Annotated in this window: 18 protein-coding genes; 9 read left to right on the forward strand and 9 right to left on the reverse strand. The window is 42.5% G+C overall.

Annotation, left to right across the window (positions count from 1 at the left end):
* Positions 1 to 28: 28 nt before the first annotated feature.
* The 3 genes from lspA (at position 29) to ispH (ending at position 2109) form a co-directional block, all read left to right on the forward strand.
* Positions 29 to 544, forward strand: coding sequence for a signal peptidase II (lspA, locus tag L4D20_RS19660; protein ID WP_428803282.1), 516 nt, complete (start codon positions 29 to 31; stop codon positions 542 to 544).
* A 134-nt stretch (positions 545 to 678) separates the two neighbouring features.
* On the forward strand, positions 679 to 1110 hold the full coding sequence (gene fkpB / locus L4D20_RS19665) for an FKBP-type peptidyl-prolyl cis-trans isomerase (RefSeq protein WP_428803283.1): 432 nt from the start codon (positions 679 to 681) through the stop codon (positions 1108 to 1110).
* 36 nt (positions 1111 to 1146) lie between these two features.
* Entirely contained in the window at positions 1147 to 2109 is a 963-nt protein-coding gene (ispH, locus tag L4D20_RS19670; RefSeq protein WP_428803284.1) for a 4-hydroxy-3-methylbut-2-enyl diphosphate reductase, read from the forward strand.
* Positions 2110 to 2199: 90 nt separating this feature from the next.
* Here the strand turns inward: ispH and L4D20_RS19675 are convergent, their stop codons facing one another.
* Positions 2200 to 2631: a DoxX family protein gene (locus L4D20_RS19675; RefSeq protein WP_428803285.1), complete on the reverse strand. Its 432-nt coding sequence runs from the start codon at positions 2629 to 2631 to the stop codon at positions 2200 to 2202.
* A 176-nt stretch (positions 2632 to 2807) separates the two neighbouring features.
* On the opposite strand from L4D20_RS19675, the gene L4D20_RS19680 reads away from it, so the two are divergent.
* Entirely contained in the window at positions 2808 to 3689 is an 882-nt protein-coding gene (locus L4D20_RS19680) for a LysR family transcriptional regulator (RefSeq protein WP_428803286.1), read from the forward strand.
* 35 nt (positions 3690 to 3724) lie between these two features.
* Here the strand turns inward: L4D20_RS19680 and L4D20_RS19685 are convergent, their stop codons facing one another.
* Together L4D20_RS19685 and L4D20_RS19690 are read right to left on the reverse strand one after the other, a co-directional pair.
* Entirely contained in the window at positions 3725 to 4027 is a 303-nt protein-coding gene (locus tag L4D20_RS19685; protein WP_428803287.1) for a hypothetical protein, read from the reverse strand.
* Between the two features lie 193 nt (positions 4028 to 4220).
* A complete protein-coding gene (locus tag L4D20_RS19690) occupies positions 4221 to 5705 on the reverse strand; it encodes a carbon starvation CstA family protein (RefSeq protein WP_428803288.1) in 1485 nt (494 codons plus the stop codon).
* Positions 5706 to 5985: 280 nt separating this feature from the next.
* Here L4D20_RS19690 and L4D20_RS19695 point away from each other — a divergent pair, with 280 nt between their 5' ends.
* Entirely contained in the window at positions 5986 to 6327 is a 342-nt protein-coding gene (locus L4D20_RS19695; RefSeq protein WP_428803289.1) for a DUF2799 domain-containing protein, read from the forward strand.
* Positions 6328 to 6451: 124 nt separating this feature from the next.
* On the opposite strand, the gene murQ is transcribed toward L4D20_RS19695, so the two are convergent.
* Together murQ and L4D20_RS19705 are read right to left on the reverse strand one after the other, a co-directional pair.
* Positions 6452 to 7387, reverse strand: a complete 936-nt coding sequence (murQ, locus tag L4D20_RS19700) for an N-acetylmuramic acid 6-phosphate etherase (RefSeq protein WP_428803290.1) — start codon at positions 7385 to 7387, stop codon at positions 6452 to 6454.
* Between the two features lie 17 nt (positions 7388 to 7404).
* Complete coding sequence (locus tag L4D20_RS19705) at positions 7405 to 8520, reverse strand: anhydro-N-acetylmuramic acid kinase (RefSeq protein ID WP_428803291.1); 1116 nt, start codon at positions 8518 to 8520, stop codon at positions 7405 to 7407.
* A gap of 118 nt (positions 8521 to 8638) precedes the next feature.
* On the opposite strand from L4D20_RS19705, the gene nagZ reads away from it, so the two are divergent.
* On the forward strand, positions 8639 to 9622 hold the full coding sequence (gene nagZ, locus L4D20_RS19710) for a beta-N-acetylhexosaminidase (RefSeq protein ID WP_428803292.1): 984 nt from the start codon (positions 8639 to 8641) through the stop codon (positions 9620 to 9622).
* A gap of 98 nt (positions 9623 to 9720) precedes the next feature.
* On the opposite strand, the gene btsR is transcribed toward nagZ, so the two are convergent.
* Positions 9721 to 10440 (reverse strand): two-component system response regulator BtsR, encoded by a 720-nt coding sequence (gene btsR, locus L4D20_RS19715; RefSeq protein WP_428803293.1) that lies wholly within the window; start codon positions 10438 to 10440, stop codon positions 9721 to 9723.
* Positions 10441 to 10449: 9 nt separating this feature from the next.
* Positions 10450 to 12126 (reverse strand): LytS/YhcK type 5TM receptor domain-containing protein, encoded by a 1677-nt coding sequence (locus tag L4D20_RS19720; RefSeq protein ID WP_428803294.1) that lies wholly within the window; start codon positions 12124 to 12126, stop codon positions 10450 to 10452.
* A 236-nt stretch (positions 12127 to 12362) separates the two neighbouring features.
* Here L4D20_RS19720 and L4D20_RS19725 point away from each other — a divergent pair, with 236 nt between their 5' ends.
* Positions 12363 to 13436: a 3-deoxy-7-phosphoheptulonate synthase gene (locus L4D20_RS19725; RefSeq protein ID WP_428803295.1), complete on the forward strand. Its 1074-nt coding sequence runs from the start codon at positions 12363 to 12365 to the stop codon at positions 13434 to 13436.
* 13 nt (positions 13437 to 13449) lie between these two features.
* The gene (gene tyrA / locus L4D20_RS19730; RefSeq protein WP_428803296.1) at positions 13450 to 14577 is read left to right on the forward strand and encodes a bifunctional chorismate mutase/prephenate dehydrogenase; all 1128 of its coding nucleotides are present in this window, start codon (positions 13450 to 13452) and stop codon (positions 14575 to 14577) included.
* 94 nt (positions 14578 to 14671) lie between these two features.
* Here tyrA and L4D20_RS19735 read toward each other — a convergent pair whose 3' ends face one another.
* Together L4D20_RS19735 and ettA are read right to left on the reverse strand one after the other, a co-directional pair.
* Positions 14672 to 15046 (reverse strand): PilZ domain-containing protein, encoded by a 375-nt coding sequence (locus tag L4D20_RS19735; RefSeq protein ID WP_428803297.1) that lies wholly within the window; start codon positions 15044 to 15046, stop codon positions 14672 to 14674.
* A gap of 222 nt (positions 15047 to 15268) precedes the next feature.
* Entirely contained in the window at positions 15269 to 16936 is a 1668-nt protein-coding gene (gene ettA, locus L4D20_RS19740; protein ID WP_428803298.1) for an energy-dependent translational throttle protein EttA, read from the reverse strand.
* 255 nt (positions 16937 to 17191) lie between these two features.
* Here ettA and sltY point away from each other — a divergent pair, with 255 nt between their 5' ends.
* The gene (gene sltY / locus L4D20_RS19745) at positions 17192 to 19141 is read left to right on the forward strand and encodes a murein transglycosylase (RefSeq protein WP_428803299.1); all 1950 of its coding nucleotides are present in this window, start codon (positions 17192 to 17194) and stop codon (positions 19139 to 19141) included.
* Positions 19142 to 19178: the final 37 nt, after the last annotated feature.

A 19178-nucleotide genomic window follows, 5' to 3' on the forward strand; every position in this document is an offset into this window, starting at 1 on the left:
TAGCTGGGGTTATTTTTTTAGGAAGATTATGAGCGAACAAACGCTAACATTGAAACAATCTGGGGTTCGCTGGCTTTGGCTTGCGGTCTTAGTGTTTATTGCTGATATTGCTATCAAATTATTTGTGATGGACACCATGGGTTATGGTTGGGCAAATCGTATCGAGGTTTTGCCATTCTTTAACTTTCTCTATGTACATAACTATGGCGCAGCATTTAGCTTTCTAGCTGATCAGCCGGGTTGGCAACGGTGGTTTTTCAGTGGCATCGCTTTCTTGGTGACAGGAATGCTGACTTACTGGATGAGTAAGTTACCTTCTACCGATAAATGGAATAACATCGCTTACGCAGCCATTATTGGCGGAGCACTAGGTAATGTTTTTGATCGTGTGGTTCATGGCTTTGTTGTGGATTACTTAGATTTCTTTTGGGGTAGCTACCACTGGCCAGCGTTTAACTTAGCGGATGCTGCTATTTGTATTGGTGCTGCGATGATTATCTTGGATGGCTTTCGTAAGAAAGACGAAGCTAAGAAATCAAAATAGAAACAGCTTGAGCTAAAGTTAATCTGACTGGTTCAGCCCTTCAAAATTGAAATAACCCTAAGCGCTATCTGTTGTTCAGTTAGCGCTTTTTGTTTACCCTGCATTTACATCAAATACCAAGGAAGACACGAATCGTGACAAGCATACAAAAAGACTCCGCAGTAACGCTTCATTTTACAATAAAACTTAATGACGGCTCAGTCGCTGACAGCACTCATAATATGGGTAAACCAGCCAAGCTAATTATTGGAGATGGTAGCCTAAGTGATAATTTTGAGCAGTGCTTGATAGGGTTATCTTCAGGTGAAAAGCGATCTATTGAACTAAAAGCGCAAGACGCATTTGGTATGCCTAATCCTGATAATGTTCATTACATGGATAGAGCGAAATTTGTTGGAGACTCTGAAGTTGAAGTCGGTACAGTCATGGCTTTTTCTGGACCTGATGGCGTTGAGATCCCTGGAATTATTACCGACATTGCCGGTGACTCAGTGACGGTTGATTTTAATCACCCATTAGCTGGGCAAGATGTGACCTTCGACGTAGATATTTTGTCTGTCGAGTAACTTGTGTAGAATAGCGACCAATTAAGAAGAACTCGCATGAGTAATGACATGAAAATCCTTTTAGCTAACCCTCGCGGTTTTTGTGCTGGTGTCGATCGCGCTATCAGTATCGTTGAGCGTGCGCTTGAAATGTACCAGCCGCCTATTTATGTTCGTCATGAAGTCGTCCATAACCGATTTGTTGTTGAAGGGCTTAAACAGCGCGGTGCTGTGTTTGTTGAAGAACTTGATGAAGTGCCAGACGGTCAGATTGTTATTTTCTCTGCACATGGCGTATCTCAAGCGGTTCGACAGCAAGCAAAAAAACGTGAACTGACTGTCTTTGATGCAACTTGCCCATTGGTAACGAAAGTTCATATGGAAGTGGCGAGAGCCAGCCGAAAACACATGGAAGTCGTGTTGATTGGTCATGCTGGTCACCCAGAAGTCGAAGGCACAATGGGTCAGTATGCGAGTGACGAAGGTGGTATGTACCTCGTAGAAGTCCCTGCTGATGTTGAGATACTAAAGAGCAAAGTAAAAGATGCGTCTCATCTTCACTATGTAAGCCAAACAACGCTCTCGGTTGATGAAACCGCTGACGTTATTGATGAGCTTCGCCGTGTATTCCCAGACATTCAGGGACCACGTAAAGATGATATCTGTTACGCCACTCAAAACCGCCAAGATGCGGTTCGAGAACTGGCTAACGATGTCGATGTTGTCGTTGTTGTTGGATCAAAGAACTCCTCCAACTCTACGCGCCTTAAAGAGTTAGCAGAAAAACTCGGTACACCTGGCTATTTAACGGATTGCCCTGAAGATATTAAACCAGAATGGTTTGACGGCAAAGTGAAGGTAGGGGTTACGGCGGGAGCTTCTGCACCTGAAGAACTTGTTGATCAGATATTAGGTCGTATCCAAGAGCTTGGGGCGACGTCAATTGAGAATGTGTTAGGAAGAGAAGAGAATATGTTCTTTGAAGTTCCTAAAGAGCTTCAAATAAAACAGATCGATTGATTTCAATATAAAGACTTAAGAAAACCCACTGAACTCAGTGGGTTTTTTATTACTACGAATAATACTATTAACTAGCAATAACCCGATCGGCTAGCTAAACAGTACCTCTAGCTTCTTGCGTTTGATAATAGGGAGTGATCGAAGGTGAAAATCTAAGCTCCATTTGATGGGGCCAATTTGACAGAGTGCTAAGAAACCGCCGGCTAGTGCGACGTTTTTATAAAAGTGAATCATTTGCCCTGATGAGCTTGGGTCAAAGTGAAATATGAATCCCGAGACGACCGAAAAAACCGATAAAATAGCTGCGATAGCGCGAGTCGAGAAGCCTAACAGTATTGCAAGACCGCCCCCCAGTTCTAGTAAAATCACCGCTGGTAACAAAATCCCGGGAATCGACATCGACTCCATGAAACCTTGCGTGGCTGAAAAGTTGTGTAGCTTTCCCCAGCCCGCTTGAATAAAAATAATGCTAAGTAAAAGCCTGGATACCAAGGTGGCAATATCTCTGAGTTGTGTATTCATAATGATCTCCTAAAAATTTCTTGTAGCCTAGCTGAGGCTTTTTCTAGAAGATATTCTGAAAATCAGGACAGGTTATTTTGAATTTTAGTAGACACAGATTTACACAATTTTATCTCCTATTATCTCTCGTTCTACTGCTACCCTGATGGCACTTTAGTCAAAGAGTCTGAGTTATTGTGTTAAAAAAGACGCTTCCATTAGATACGTTACAAATATTAGATGCTCTCGATCGTGAGGGTTCTTTTGCGACAGCTGCTGTACGCGTTAATCGTTCTATTTCGGCGATAAGTTACCAGATCCAGAAATTGGAGGATGAGTTAGACGTATTGCTTCTCGACCGTTCTGGACATCGCGCAACCTTTACCAAGGCTGGAGAGTTTCTATTAGATAGGGGACGACTATTACTGAAGGCATCCGATGATACGGTATCGGCCCTTAAGGAAGTGGCATCTGGCTGGGAAGAAACGCTATCAATATCTTACGATGGGATTGTTGGCCAAGAGCAGATACTAAAACTGGTCAAGATACTGAGCGATACATGTATTACTCAGCTTAAAACCAAAGAAGAGATACTGGTTGGAGGATGGGAAGCATTAATACAAGAACGTACAGATATATTGATATCTTCACATCCGAGTATAGAGCTACCCGGCTCGATAAAAGTTAAAAAAGTAGGTGAGATAGAGATGATTTGGGTAGCTTCCAATTTAAGCCCTATATTGTCTGAATTAGATCCTACTAATGATGTAGTGAGGAAGCAATACAAAGTCGTTGCGGTCGCTGATTCCGCCGTAGACGCGCCAAAAGCGACGAAAAATATCTTATACAATCAGCCGGTATTTACCGTCGGCTCGATGCAAGATAAATTGAGCGCAATTAAAGCCAACATAGGGATCGGCACCCTACCTAGAAACTTGATTAAACATGAACTTAATTCAGGGGAATTGATCGAATTTGGTTTGGCGAAGAAGGTCGATCTTGTCGTTGCTTGGAAGCGCGCAGAGATGGGGAAGGCCAAGTCACTGTGTATAAAAACGCTCGAGTCTATCGCCGTTTAGAAAGAAAGGGCTCTACTTAGTAGAGCCCTTATTATTTATCGATTTCTAGCAATAAATTTTGAGGCTTCAGCTTGCTTACCTTCCTCTGTGGTAGCGGTAAACTTATGAACTCTCTGGTTATTCTTTTTATAAAAAAATGCTCTTCCGTTCTTATCGGTAACCTTATTTTTTTGCCCCAATAGTGAGCTCTCTATTTGAGCATCCTCAACAGGTTGACCATTTTCAGTGACCGTGACTCTCACTTTGTTGTGAAAGTCTTCAAAAGACATCGCGAGCTGCGCATGAGCTGTAAAACTGATTGAAGTGAACAGCGCGATAACTAGTGGATATTTTTTCATTTTCATTCTCTTAGAGTGTTTGGGAATGAAATGAATATACGTTTCCGCAGAGCGGTTTGATAACGCAAAGAATATAACGAGTTGTTCTAAAGTTTAGGATAGCTAAACAAATAAAATTTATTGATAGAAGTGACGTAAAAAAGCCAGTCTGGTAAGACTGGCTTCCTAAATAAGAAGTACTTAAGTGGTAATGTTATACCGTGTCAGTCACTGCTTTTGGTTTTTCTTCATCCGCTAAATCTGTATCACCTTTGCCTTTTGAAATCTTAATTACATAAGCAGCAACAGCGAGTGCAAATAGAACACCAGTAATAGTTGAAACTGGCATTGCTAGACCGAAGCCAAGCGTGCTGTTGTTTAGGATGAAAGTCACGACAACACTGGTCATAAAGATTGCAGGAACTGTTGTTACCCAGTGTAGTTTGTTGTGGCGTAGTAGGAATGCAGAAGCTGTCCAAAGCATCATTACTGCTGTTGTTTGGTTAGCAAAGCCGAAGTAGCGCCAGATGATACCGAAATCAACCTGAGTTAGGATGCCACCAAGAACGAACAGTGGTAGAGCCATCAGTAGACGGTTACGCAATGTTTTCTGTTCCATGTTGAAGTACTCAGCAAGGATCAGACGGCTTGAACGGAAAGCCGTATCGCCAGAAGTGATTGGTAGAATAACCACGCCTAGGAACGCTAAGATACCGCCAAATACGCCCAGAAGACCAAATGAAGCGCTGTAAACAACCGCACCAGGACCGCCATTTGCCACTGCATCACCAAGTGACTCAACTGAACCAAAGAATGACAGAGCAAGTGCACACCAGATTAGAGCGATAATACCTTCACCGATCATTGCTCCGTAGAATACAAAGCGGCCATTCTTTTCATTTTCCATACAACGAGCCATTAGTGGAGACTGAGTTGCGTGGAAGCCAGAGATAGCACCACAAGCTATGGTGATAAATAGTGCAGGCCAAAGTGGCATATCGTTAGGGTTCATGTTGTTGAACATGTCGCTAACTTCAAATCCACCAAGAACAGTGTGCTCACTTGATACGGCAACCGCTGTGATTAGGCCAACAGACATGAAGATCAGTAGTGCGCCAAACAGTGGGTAGAAGCGACCAATGATTTTATCAACAGGTACAATCGTTGCGATAACGTAGTAACCAAAGATGATAGCAACCAAGGTTGTCATGCTAACGTTCAAGTCAGTTTGATCGTTGATTAGGTTAGTAATCATTCCTGCAGGTGCAGATACGAATACGACACCAACAAGCAGCAACAAGACAATGGCAAAAATGTTCATAAAATGTTTGGCGCCTTTGCCTAAGTAGCGGCCTGTGATTGTTGGTACCGAAGCACCGCCATTACGCACAGAAAGCATACCTGAGAAGTAGTCATGAGTCGCACCAGCAAAGATACAACCGATAACAATCCAAAGCATCGCGGCTGGGCCATAAAGCGCACCCATGATAGGTCCGAAAATTGGGCCAACACCAGCAATGTTTAGCAGTTGAACTAGGTAAACTTTAGGGGTAGACATTGGAACATAGTCAACGCCGTCAGTTTTAGTGTGAGCTGGGGTTTGACGTTTTTCATTGATGCCGAATACTTTCTCAATGAAAGCGCCGTAAATAAAGTAGCCGCCGATTAGAGCCGCAACACAAGTTAGAAACCACAACATAGGGTCGTCCTTTGGATTAAATTATCAGTTCAGTTTGTATATTAACCAGCCCTATTGATAGAAACATCCACTAAAGCACTCAGTGGTCATATCGTGTTTTTAATGGTGTTTTATACAATTAAGTGGTTCTGGAGCAAGCTCAATGGATGAAGTGTTGTATCGAGTGGTCGATAAGCAAAATAAAAGGTGGGACGATAAAATTAAGTGGCAGGATAGTAAAATAACTGGCATGTTGGCCTACAGTAAATAGAGATATGACTTCATAAGCGAAAGGAAAATAATGAAAAAAATTATCGCATTAGCATTAGTTGGCTCTTTAGTTGGTTGCGTAAGCAGTACCGAGCAGTTAGCTGAAAGTGGTGACTGGTATCAAATAGGATACCAAGATGGAGTTAAAGGACACACAGAGCGCTCATACAAAGACTTAGCCAAACTGGGTGGAGCGAAGCAATCAGAATACACTGAAGGTTATACGGAAGGTGTTACTGAGTACTGCAATCCAAACTTTGCGTATCAGATGGGAATATCTGGCCAGTACTATGAAGGCGTATGTGAAGGTATGCCAGATTCACAAAAATTTCGTATGGAATGGCAACGAGGTTGGGCTGAATACAGTAACTAGTTTTGGCGATACAATTACCTTAGTCAGTTACATCATGGTGATAGATCTCAATAAAAACAGTGATTAGGTTTAAGTACATAATCACTGTTTTTGACCTTATATATTTTGAAAGTAATCGTTTGGATTACCCTTTTAATGCAGTTTGATTCTCTTCAACTGCTTTTCTCAAGAAGCCATCTTGATGACAAAGTTGTTGCTTCGCACTCTTTAAATCTAATCCCGTCAGTATCATTAGAATAGCCAGTTTTACATCGTAGTCTGTCTGTTTAAGCGTTTCAGTAGCTTGGGTGGTATTACACTCTGTGGCTTGAGTGACGATGCGAGCGGCACGAGCGACTAGTTTTTTGTTGGTTGCTTTTACATCAACCATTAGGTTTTGATAGCTCTTCCCAAGTCGAATCATACTGGCCGTGGTTAGCATATTCAGTACGAGCTTTTGCGCCGTTCCTGATTTTAATCGAGTAGAGCCAGTTAGAGCTTCTGGGCCCACGACTGGGCTTATGGCAATTTTGGCAATGTCGGCAATAGGTGAATCAGGGTTACATGACAACGCAACTGTCTCGGCTCCTATATCATTCGCGTACTCTAGAGCGCCAATAACATAAGGGGTACGGCCACTTGCCGCTATTCCGACTACAACATCCTTGTTAGTGAAGTTGATGTTTTTTAGATCGTCGACACCAAGTGTTAGCGAGTCTTCTGCCCCTTCTTTTGCTTTCAGTATTGCTTCTGGCCCACCTGCGATGAGGCCAATAACCATTTGGTCTGAAACGCCAAAAGTCGGAGGGCATTCGGATGCATCCAAGACACCAAGTCGTCCACTAGTGCCGGCACCCATATAGATAAGACGGCCGCCAACTTTAAACGCTTCGGTGATGGTATCTACCGCGTTGGCTATATTCGGCAGTTCTTTTTCCACCGCAATAGGCACTTGCATGTCTTGTTGATTAAGTCGCTGTACGATTTGCTCCGCTGAGAGCAGATCAATATCCATTGTTTCAGGATTACGCCCTTCAGACACAAGGTGAGAAAGTGCAGAAATGAGAGCATCGTTAGTCATGATTATCCTTAGGGAAATTAATTAGCAAAATACAATACGCCTAGTGAGGCGGATTTACTGGCCCCTGTAACCTCTGGAAGGTTACTCGGTAAGTTGTGAATGCGGCGCTGTGCTAGCCATGCAAATGCGATGGCCTCCATAAAATCAGCATCGACGCCTTTTGAGGAAGTTGAAGCAACGTGCCATTGTGGCAATAGCGTTGCTAATCTAGCCATGAGCAGTGGGTTACGTACACCGCCACCACAGACTAGAAGTTCTGGATAATCACCACATTGATAACGAGTTACTTCCTCTGCGATGGTGACGGCAGTAAATTCGCATAGTGTTCTCTGAACATCTTCTGGTGTTAGATGGGAAAAGTGTATTAGTTTTTCTTCTAACCAAGGTAGGTTAAATAATTCACGACCAGTGCTTTTAGGTGGTGCTAGCGACAGATAGGACTCTTCTAATAACTTCGCTAATAATGCTTGGCTAACATTCCCCTTCATTGCGAACTGTGCATCTTTATCGAACTTTAATCCGGTGTGCTTATATCCCCAAGCGTCCATCAACATATTTCCTGGGCCTGTATCGTAGCCCAGTGCTTTTTTCTCAGGGCGTAATACTGAGATATTTGAAATGCCACCTATATTCAAAGCAACAACGGTACTGTTATGGGCGTTGAAAATGGTGTTGTGAAAGGCAGGCACTAATGGCGCACCTTGCCCACCAAGAGCCATGTCTTTGCGCCTAAAGTCGGCGACGGTATTGATGCCGGTTTTTGCCGCAATAATATTGGCGTCGCCGATTTGCATCGTAAAGGGTAGTGCCCCTGTAGGTTTATGGAACACCGTTTGCCCATGATTACCGATGGCGGTGATTTCACTGGCTTTAATATTCGATTTTTCTAACAGCTGCAATACGGCATCACCAAAAAGGTGGCCCAACTGATGATCGATTTGACCAATATTCACAAGGCTAGTTGTCTGGCCAATGCAGATATTCAAAAGGTCTTGCTTAAGGGTATCAGGCATCGGGAATTCATCATGGGCGATCATCTCTACTTTTGTATCGTCAATACTGACTAAAGCCGTATCAACCCCGTCCATACTCGTTCCTGACATTACGCCAATATATAGTTCAGGCTGTTTCAATTGTTACTCCGATGAATATCGATATATTCACTTAGTTCTAACCTAAAATCATTGTAAAGCAATTTTAAAGCGAATAATCTCGATAACTTAGCGAATTTATGAGTAGGTATACGAAGTTATGGGACCATTGTGGATCGATGTCGCGGGTTATGAACTGACAGCAGAAGATAAAGAAATTCTTGAGCACCCAACGGTGGGAGGCTTGATCCTATTCTCTCGAAATTATCATGACAGTAAACAGCTTCTTGCTCTTAATAAAGAGATTCGCAAAGCCGCTAAACGCCCAATATTAATTGGTGTCGATCAAGAAGGTGGCCGCGTCCAACGCTTCCGAGACGGTTTTTCCATTATTCCAGCCGCCCAAGAATTCGCTAAACATAAGCAAGGCGAAGAGCTCGCGCAACAAGCTGGTTGGTTGATGGCGGCTGAACTTATTGCTCACGATATTGACCTGAGTTTCGCTCCTGTGCTGGATAAAGGGCATGACTGTAAAGCAATCGGAAGCCGTGCCTTTGGTGAAACGGATGATGTAATTATTCGTCACAGTAGTGCTTACATGAAAGGGATGAAGTCAGTTGGAATGGCGACGACGGGTAAGCACTTTCCTGGTCACGGTGGTGTGATTGCCGATTCGCATTTGGAGACGCCATACGATCATCGAGAAGATATCTTCCAATCAGATATGGCAATTTTTAAAGCTCAGATTGAATCGGGTATTTTGGATGCGATGATGCCTGCACATGTTATTTACCCGCACTACAACGATCAACCAGCAAGTGGTTCTGAGTATTGGCTTAAACAGATCCTACGCCAAGAACTTGGCTTCAAAGGACTAGTTTTTTCAGATGACTTAACGATGGAAGGCGCTTCTATTATGGGAAGCCCAGCAGAGCGTGCACATCAGTCATTGGTTGCGGGGTGTGACATGCTGTTAGTATGTAACAAGCGAGATGCCCAAGTGGAAGTATTAGATAACTTGCCAATTATGGATGTACCAACTGCCGATGAGTTACTCAAGAAGCAGTCGTTCAATTTGTCTCAACTGCAAAGTTCAAATGAATGGAAACAGGCGTCGGAAGCAATGAAAGTGGCGCTTGGTTAGTCTCCACTTTTTAGTTTAAAAGCTGAGTTGATTAAAGCCACAGGAATGTGGCTTTTTTAATTTTCGCTTTCAGTATTATTAATCCATAGATACAAGGGTTAATGAAATCCAAGCATCTCTTTCAGATTCTTTAAGTAACGTCGGCTTACTGGAACTTGATGATCGGAAGAGGTAATGATCTCGGCTAAGCCGTTTTCTAGAAGCTTTATCTCTTTAATCGATTTGGTATTCACTAGGTACTGTCTATGACAGCGAACCAGTGGCGTTTTTTCTTCCAATACCTTTAGCGTCAGCTGACAAGTTGCGGTTTGGTCTGTCGTCTGAACTTGAACACCGCTAATATCCGTGCAAGCGAACTCAACATCAGCCGTGGGAATAATCATGATTCGATTCAGACCGATACAAGGGACCTGTTCAAGTGTTTGTGGCGCGATGGCTGATATATTTTGTGGCAATGGGCTTGTGTGTTTTTGCAGTCGGGCTATTGTTTTATTGAGGCGAGAAGTGTCGACAGGCTTAAGTAAATAATCAAACGCATTGTCTTCAAAGGCCTGAATGGCATATTCATCATACGCGGTGACAAACACGACGTGTGGCATGGTATCAGGGTCGAGCATACCCAGTAATTCAATCCCCGTAATCTGGGGCATTTGAATATCTAGAAACACCACATCAGGTTTTAATTGATTGATTTTTTTCAACCCTTCAATCGCATTGCTTGCGGTATCAAGTACAGTCACTTTGCCTGTCTCTTCTAGAAGCTCTGATAGCTCTTCTCGAGCAAACAATTCATCATCAATCACCAAAGCTGAAAGCATGCTCATTCCTTAATGGTTTTCTTGAGAAGGGATAATAAAGCTCATTCGAGTATATTGATTCTCTTCAACTTCAATTTTTAGTGCTGCGTCACGACCAAATTTATTGGTTAAACGTTTATCAACAATCGACATCCCCAAACCAGAGTGATCTTCATCCGGTGTTTGGTAGCTACCAGCGTTATCTTCGACCACAATGCGTTGACCTTTCAATACTGGTTGATTGTAAATACGAACTCGACCGCCTTCTAAAAGCTGAGACGTGCCGTGTTTTATCGCATTTTCAACCAAAGGTTGGAGTGTAAAGCTTGGTAATCTGCGTGCTAGCAGGGCGTCATCAATATTAACATCAACATCTAATCGATCACTAAAACGAGCTTTTTCAATGGTTAGATAAGAGTTCACGTGCGCTAGTTCTTCTTTGACGGTGACGGTCTCAATGTTCTGTTTCAGGTTGCTTCGAAAGAATTGAGAGAGGTGTTGAATGAGATTACGCGCTTTATCCGGATTACGACGAATCACTGCATTGATGGTATTGAGAGCATTGAACAAGAAATGTGGGTTGACTTGAGCATGAAGCAGTTTGATTTCGGCTTGCGACAATAACATCTGTTTTCGCTGATAATCACCAAAAAGGATCTGGCTTGATAACAGCTGTGCAATGCCTTCTCCCATCGACATATTGATTGTTGAAAACAGTTTTCGTTTTGGTTCGTAAAGCTTAATGGTGCCGATCACTTCATCGCCAGCACGCAGCGGAATGATCAATGCCGAGCCTAACTTACAGTTCGCAGAAAGTGAGCATTGATAGGGGGCTTCTTTGCCATCAAGGTACTTGATCTTATTTTCTTTTATCGCATCCAGCGTGCTTGTTGAGGAGATTGGAGTATTTGGTTCATGGTGATCATCGCCAATGCCAACAAAGGCCAGTATCTTTTTGTCATCGGTAATGGAAACCGCGCCAACATTGGTTTCTTCATACACGATACGGGCGATTTTTTCTGCATTTTGACTATTAAAGCCAAGAGCTAGAATTCCTACAGAACGTTCCGCTATATTTAATGCTCTGCGTGAAAAGGTGGCTGAGTACTCTTCAAAAATGGTTTTTCTATCTTGTAAGATACTCATAAACAGAGCGGCACCAAAAGAATTGGCAATGATCATCGGCGCAGCAATATCTGAGACTAGGGCATACGCTTGCACAAACGGTTTTGCGACGACCAAAATAATCAGCATCTGTACGATTTCAGCAAATAGAGTGACACCAAATACAACGGTAGGGCTAAATAATAGGCTTATTTTGTTTTTTCTAACAAAGTATATATGCAGTAATCCGCCAATAAGACCTTCTGCTGTTGTTGAAATTGCGCAAGCGACATCGGTAAATCCGCCTAAAGAATAGCGATGCATTCCCCCCGTTAGGCCAACGAAGAAGCCGACAACAGGTCCACCGAATAACCCTCCCATGACCGCACCAATAGCACGTGTATTAGCGATAGCATCATTGATTTGGAGGCCGAAATAGGTACCCAAAATACAGAACAATGAAAAAAGTATATAGACGCTAACTTTATGGCTGAGTCGATTCGAAATACTCAAGAGTGGTAGAAAAATCGGGGTCTTACTGAGCATGTAAGCTAAAACAAGGTAGACACACATCTGTTGAAGTAAGGAGAGGATAAGATCCATAATGACATCCAGTAATAGTCTTAGTGATATTTTAGATAAGAAAAAGGCAAGAAAATACCGTTTAGTTGTGATTTTTTAATTTAGCGCTGATAATGATGATGTGTAAACTTTATCTTACACTTGGTGCTTTTTAAAGTTTACACTTGAAATCTAAATACATCCTGTTAAGTTATCAATTAAGATTGTTGTGAGAGGTCTCTCTCACTATTTGTAAACTTAAATGTACAGGTGTGGTTATGCAGAAAAGTGAGTTAAGTAATATTAATATTAGCGATGAGCAGGTGTTAATTACGCCTGAAGAGCTAAAGATAAAACTACCTTTAAGTGATAACGCACGCCGATTTATACAAGAATCACGTCAAACAATCGCTGATATTATTCATAAAAAAGATCACCGTTTATTAGTCGTATGTGGTCCGTGTTCTATTCACGATCTAGATGCAGCAAGAGAGTATGCAAAGCGACTAAAAGCGCTTTCTGAGCAACTGAGTGATCAAATATACCTTGTTATGCGTGTTTACTTTGAAAAACCACGTACAACGGTTGGCTGGAAAGGGCTTATCAATGACCCTCATCTAGATGGTTCTTTCGATATTGAGCATGGGTTGCATGTTGGGCGCGAACTTCTGGTTGAGCTCGCAGAGATGGAAATTCCACTGGCGACAGAAGCGCTTGACCCTATCAGTCCACAATATTTGGCTGACACATTCAGCTGGGCTGCGATTGGTGCTCGTACTACAGAATCACAAACTCACCGTGAAATGGCGAGCGGCCTTTCTATGCCAATCGGTTTTAAAAATGGCACGGATGGCAATCTATCAACAGCGATTAATGCTATGCAAGCAGCCTCTTCTAGTCACCGTTTTATGGGGATAAATCGAGAAGGTCAAGTTGCACTATTAACGACACAAGGTAACCCAAATGGCCACGTTATTCTTCGTGGTGGTAAGCAGACAAACTACGATTCAGTATCCGTTACTGAGTGCGAGCAGGAGATGGCTAAGTATGGGTTAGATGCCTCGCTAATGGTGGACTGTAGTCATGCTAATTCACGTAAAGATTACCGTCGTCAGCCACTGGTTGCAGAAGATGTTATCCATCAAATTCGTGAGGGTAATCAGTCGATTATCGGCCTTATGATTGAAAGTCATATCAATGAAGGTAGCCAGTCATCTGATCTCGCTCTTGATGAGATGGAATATGGTATTTCCATCACGGATGCGTGTATCAATTGGCAATCAACTGAGGCACTATTAAGACACGCGCACACAGAATTAGTGCCGTTTTTGGAAAATCGCCTAAAAGGGTAATAAAGGAATTAGAATGGCCGTTGAGTTAAACGAGTTACGTGATCAAATTGATGCAGTAGATAAACAAATCTTAGATCTATTGGCACAGCGTTTGTCATTGGTAGAAAAAGTCGGTGAAGTAAAAAGTGAACATGGATTACCTATTTATGCACCAGACAGAGAGGCGGCAATGTTGGCATCTCGACGTTTGGAGGCAGAAAAGAAAGGTGTGCCACCTCAGCTAATCGAAGATATTTTACGCCGTACTATGCGTGAATCTTATGCCAGTGAAAAAGACTCCGGCTTTAAATGTCTAAACCCTGAATTACGTTCTGTCGTGATTGTTGGTGGTAAAGGCCAATTAGGTGGCCTGTTCGGTCGCATGTTTACTTTGTCTGGCTACCAAGTAAAAGTGTTGGGTAGCCAAGATTGGGACCGAGCGGATGAAATTCTAGACGATGCAGGGCTTGTTGTTGTTACGGTTCCAATTCATTTAACTCAAGGCGTAATTGAAAAACTATCTAACTTGCCTTCAGATTGTATCTTATGCGACTTAACGTCCATTAAGTCTAAGCCACTACAATCAATGCTTGAGGTTCACCAAGGTCCAGTTGTTGGCTTGCACCCAATGTTTGGTCCTGATGTACCTAGCATGGCTAAACAGGTAATTGTTTATTGTAATGGTCGTGGTGAAGATAGATACCAATGGTTGTTGAAACAGTTTTCTATCTGGGGAGCGTCTTTGTGCCCAATAGATGCCAGTGAGCATGATCATGGCATGACTTTGATTCAGGCGTTACGTCACTTTACTTCTTTTGCATACGGTCTGCATCTAAGTAAAGAAAATCCAAACATTGATCAATTACTGCAGTTAAGTTCTCCAATTTATCGCCTTGAACTGGCAATGGTCGGGCGTCTATTTGGTCAAGATCCGAACCTTTATGGTGATATCATTTTCTCTTCGCAAGAAAATATAGACATGATTAAGCGATTCCACCAATGCTTCGGTGATGCTTTAGAAATATTGGAAGGCCAAGACAAAGCGGGCTTTATCGAGAGTTTTAATGGGGTAAGTAGTTGGTTTGGTGATTATTCATCACAGTTTATGAATGAAAGCCAAAACTTGTTAAAACAAGCAAATGATGCGATTCACCGTGGCTAATTTACTCCGCTGCTAACTTATACAGCAGACGATAATTTTAAAAAGAGCAGCTTAAAGCTGCTCTTTTTGTTCATTGGGCTTTGTACTGATTAGGCTACAGGTGCTCACCCAAATCAGATAGATGCTCAATATCACGATGAAGTAAGCTGTCATCACCGACATTCAATTCAATCAATCGTTTTAGGTGGCTAATACTTTCGATATCGATATGATCGATACTAGCGTGAATTATGTTGTTATTTATGTTGACCAAGTTCACCACCATATCAATAACAATATCACTGTCTGGAAGGGTGAACTGGATGTCGGCCATCATGTTTAGGTCAAGATCTTCACAGCTTGCTTCAGCACTCAATAGTACCCCATGCAGTGATAGATCTTGAATACTAGCATCTACCGCTATATGTCCTTGCGTTATAGCCGCTGGTGCTTGGTATATAACTCTTGAAAATCGACGTTTTTCAACCATAGTAAACTCTCTTCTTTTTAAGTACTCATGTTAATGCATGCGTACTCTAAACACATATTTTCTTATCATAGCAAAGCGACTGTAGCATCAATGTGTTGCAGCTCGTAGAACGACTTTTACACAGTCAATTTAGAATAAAAGTATCATACAGCAGAAACAACAAAGGCCGCAGAGTTGAGCGGCCTTTGATTACAGGTCTATCAGAGTATTAATAAATAAGAGTTACTTAGTAATACGCTTGTACTTGATACGATGTGGCTCTACTGCCGCAGCACCAAGTGTCTTTTTCAGCCATTCACTGTATTCAGTATAGTTGCCTTCGTAGAAGTTAACCTGTCCTTCATCGCGGTAATCTAGAATGTGTGTTGCGATACGGTCTAGGAACCAACGGTCATGCGAGATAACCATGGCACAGCCAGGGAACTCAAGAAGCGCTTCTTCTAAAGCTCGTAGTGTTTCAACATCAAGGTCATTGGTTGGCTCATCGAGTAGCAGTACGTTACCACCCGTTTTTAGAAGTTTAGCTAGGTGAACACGGTTGCGTTCACCACCAGACAAATCACCAATGATCTTCTGTTGGTCATTGCCTTTGAAGTTGAAACGAGAGCAGTATGCGCGAGCAGGGATTTCGAAGTTGTTGATCTTAATAATATCAGCGCCTTCAGAGATCTCTTGGAATACTGTTTTCTTATCGTCCATGCTGTCACGGAATTGATCAACAGAAGCCAGTTTAACGGTTTCACCAAGCTCAACGGTTCCTGAGTCTGGTTGCTCTGCACCACTTAACATCTTGAATAGTGTTGATTTACCAGCGCCATTGGCACCTACGATACCCACGATGGCACCTTTAGGCATGCTAAACGATAGGTCATCAATAAGAACGCGATCACCGAAAGACTTAGTTAAGTTGTTTACTTCAAGAACTTTGTCACCTAAGCGCTCACCAGGCGGAATGAACAGCTCATTAGTTTCATTTCGTTTTTGGTAATCGTTAGTTGTTAGCTCTTCAAAACGTGCCATACGTGCTTTAGATTTAGCTTGACGGCCTTTAGGATTTTGACGAACCCATTCAAGTTCTTTCTCAATGGTCTTCTGACGAGCACTTTCACCTGATTTCTCTTGCTTTAGACGCTCATCTTTCTGCTCTAGCCAAGACGTGTAGTTACCTTCCCATGGAATACCTTCACCACGGTCAAGCTCAAGAATCCAACCGGCTGCATTATCCAGGAAATAACGGTCGTGGGTAATCGCCACAACAGTACCGTTGTAATCAACGAGGAAGTGCTCAAGCCATGCAACAGATTCTGCATCCAAGTGGTTGGTTGGTTCATCAAGTAGCAACATGTCAGGCTTTTCAAGAAGTAAGCGACAGATAGCTACACGGCGGCGTTCACCACCTGATAAGAATTCAACCTTTGCGTCCCACTCAGGAAGACGTAGTGCATCAGCAGCGCGTTCTAGAGCGTTATCTAGGTTGTGCCCATCTTTTGCTTGAATTAACGCCTCTAGCTCGCCTTGCTCTTTCGCTAGCGCATCAAAGTCTGCATCAGGTTCTGCATAAGCAGCATAAACCGCATCTAAGCGAGTTAGAGCACCTGCAACATCAGAAACGGCTTCTTCAACGATTTCACGAACGGTTTTTGATTCATCAAGAATAGGCTCTTGAGGTAGGTAACCGACTTTTAGACCTGGTTGTGCACGTGCTTCACCATCAATATCAGTATCGATGCCTGCCATAATACGCAGTAGGGTTGATTTACCAGAACCGTTAAGACCTAAAACACCAATTTTGGCACCAGGAAAAAAGCTTAGTGAGATGTCTTTTAGAATCTGACGTTTAGGTGGCACAGTTTTGCTCACCCGAGACATGGTATATACGTATTCAGCCATTGCCGATCGTTCCTAATTTAAGGGTACAAAGGAGTTATTTTATACCAATTGAGATGGTTTTGTTACCGAGGACGTATCTTTTGTCTCAGGAATAATATGAACAAGTCTCAAAGAAAAAAGGGATTCAGATAAACTTAAATAAATTTGTCGCAAATTTATTAAATTATCTATTTTTGTGAACAAAGGCTTTACATTTGAGACTAGAATTAGCGTAATTAAGTCTTACCTAAACTCATCTCAACAGGAAGAGAGCTAATGAAGTTTACGCTATTCACTCCGCCGCAGCGCCTTCTAACGTCAATGATCGCAGTTAGCTCATTGATTTGCGGTACTTCGTATGCACAATCATCGTCCGATTTATCCAGTCAACGCGAACTCTATCAACAGGCGCAAGAGCTATTAGACAACCATCAAGTTGACCAATTTCGCCTGATGCGCTCTAAAATAGCGTCTTATCCACTGACTCCTTATGTGGACTATCGTGCCTTCTTTTCTGAGTTAGACTCTAAGAGCCCTACGCAAGTTAATGACTTTATCGAGAGCTATGAAAGCTTTCCATTCTCTTATCGCATAAGAGCGCCCTATTTAGATTTGCTCGCAAAGAAGGGGGATTGGAAAACTCTTTTGGAGTTTCAAACTAAGCCGCCAAAAGGGGAGACTTATTTATGTCACTACTACAATGCTCATTCGCAAGTAGGGGATAAAGAGAAAGCTTTTGAAGGTGCTAAAAAGCTTTGGTTGAGTGGAGGTAGTGTCGCTGACGCCTGTGACCCTTTATTTGATGCATGGGATACTGCGGGTCTAAAAACAGAACAATTAGTCTTAGAGCGTATGTTACTCGCCTTTAAAGAGAGAAATAGCAATCTTATGGGTTATCTGATGAAGCAGTTGAATAGCCCATCAGCCATTAATCAAGCAAAGCAGATGAAGTCACTGTATCGCAACCCTGAATCTGTCGGTGTCTTTGCTAAAAAGCAAAAAGTAAACAGTTACAATCAACAGCTAAGTGAATACGCATTAAAAAAGCTAGCTCGAAAAGATGTGGAAAAAGCTCAAAAAGTGTTTGATAAGGTTGTTGAAGGGCAGCACTACACTTTAGATAAAAAACAAGAATTGGCTGATTTCATCGCTTTTCGTTTGATAAATACTGACTCTGAAGAGCTTTCTAAGTGGCGTGACAAAGCGATAAAAACAACGGAAAATCGTTCGTTAATCGAACGAAGAATCAGACTTGCTATTCAGCATGTCGACTGGCAAGGGGTCCAGAGTTGGGCCGCGCTGTTACCTAAATCTTATCAGCAAGACCCACGTTGGCAGTATTGGTTGGGCCGCTCTGAAATTGAATTGGGTGACGCCTATAGCGGACATAACCGTCTTGAGAAAATTGTTGGTCTTAGAAACTTTTATAGTGTCGCAGCCGCAAAGGAGATGAAGCAATCTATTCAATATCCAGTCACAACGATAACGTTAGATAAAAACCGAATTCAGCACCACAAAGCAGCATTGGCTCGAATTCAGGAGTTGATTGAACTTGATAAGATCACCGCAGCTAAAAGTGAGTGGCGCTGGTTATTACAACGCAGTGGAAGCAAGGAGAAGGAGATGCTTGCTGCATATGCGTCAATTCAACGTTGGCACCATTTATCGGTAACTGCCTCAATATCAGCCAAGATGTGGGATAACACCAGCATTCGTTTTCCTATTGCTCACCAGCAATGGTTTAATCTCTATGCCAATAAACATGATATAGATCCCATCACCTTAATGTCACTGGCACGTCAAGAGAGTGCATTAGACAGTGAAGCTCGTTCACCCGTTGGGGCTCGAGGCATCATGCAGATTATGCCTTCGACCGCGAAGTACACGGCTAAAAAATACCAATTAAGCTATCAAGGGAAAAACGATCTCTATGAAGTGGGTAAAAATATTGAAATAGGAAGCCACTATCTAGATGGACTACTTGAGCGGTATGACAATAATCGAATTTTTGCATTAGCAGCGTATAACGCTGGGCCACATCGTGTGACACAGTGGCGTAAACGAACCGATGAAAAGCTGGACGCTTATGCGTTTATCGAATCTATTCCTTTTAAAGAGACGCGCGGATACGTGCAAAATATATTGATGTTTGAGACCTATTACCGAGATTTAATGGGCGTTGATGGTGCATTTCTCAACGAACATGAAGTGAAAACAAAATATTGATTCCAATGGCGTTTGAAGGCTCTACAATAGAGTCATT

Origin of the sequence: Vibrio kyushuensis (assembly GCF_050337325.1) — a bacterium.
In the GTDB taxonomy this organism is placed as follows: Bacteria; Pseudomonadota; Gammaproteobacteria; order Enterobacterales; family Vibrionaceae; genus Vibrio; species Vibrio kyushuensis.

Bases quoted from the DNA above. Each gene is read 5' to 3' on its own strand.
- L4D20_RS19720 (WP_428803294.1), bottom strand. From the start codon at position 12,126: ATGGATCTTATCCTCTCCTTACTTCAACAGATGTGTGTCTACCTTGTT.
- L4D20_RS19685 (WP_428803287.1), bottom strand. From the start codon at position 4,027: ATGAAAAAATATCCACTAGTTATCGCGCTGTTCACTTCAATCAGTTTT.
- L4D20_RS19725 (WP_428803295.1), top strand. From the start codon at position 12,363: ATGCAGAAAAGTGAGTTAAGTAATATTAATATTAGCGATGAGCAGGTG.
- btsR (WP_428803293.1), bottom strand. From the start codon at position 10,440: ATGCTTTCAGCTTTGGTGATTGATGATGAATTGTTTGCTCGAGAAGAG.
- L4D20_RS19695 (WP_428803289.1), top strand. From the start codon at position 5,986: ATGAAAAAAATTATCGCATTAGCATTAGTTGGCTCTTTAGTTGGTTGC.
- lspA (WP_428803282.1), top strand. From the start codon at position 29: ATGAGCGAACAAACGCTAACATTGAAACAATCTGGGGTTCGCTGGCTT.
- L4D20_RS19675 (WP_428803285.1), bottom strand. From the start codon at position 2,631: ATGAATACACAACTCAGAGATATTGCCACCTTGGTATCCAGGCTTTTA.
- L4D20_RS19690 (WP_428803288.1), bottom strand. From the start codon at position 5,705: ATGTTGTGGTTTCTAACTTGTGTTGCGGCTCTAATCGGCGGCTACTTT.
- ettA (WP_428803298.1), bottom strand. From the start codon at position 16,936: ATGGCTGAATACGTATATACCATGTCTCGGGTGAGCAAAACTGTGCCA.
- L4D20_RS19735 (WP_428803297.1), bottom strand. From the start codon at position 15,046: ATGGTTGAAAAACGTCGATTTTCAAGAGTTATATACCAAGCACCAGCG.
- nagZ (WP_428803292.1), top strand. From the start codon at position 8,639: ATGGGACCATTGTGGATCGATGTCGCGGGTTATGAACTGACAGCAGAA.
- ispH (WP_428803284.1), top strand. From the start codon at position 1,147: ATGAGTAATGACATGAAAATCCTTTTAGCTAACCCTCGCGGTTTTTGT.
- murQ (WP_428803290.1), bottom strand. From the start codon at position 7,387: ATGACTAACGATGCTCTCATTTCTGCACTTTCTCACCTTGTGTCTGAA.
- sltY (WP_428803299.1), top strand. From the start codon at position 17,192: ATGAAGTTTACGCTATTCACTCCGCCGCAGCGCCTTCTAACGTCAATG.
- tyrA (WP_428803296.1), top strand. From the start codon at position 13,450: ATGGCCGTTGAGTTAAACGAGTTACGTGATCAAATTGATGCAGTAGAT.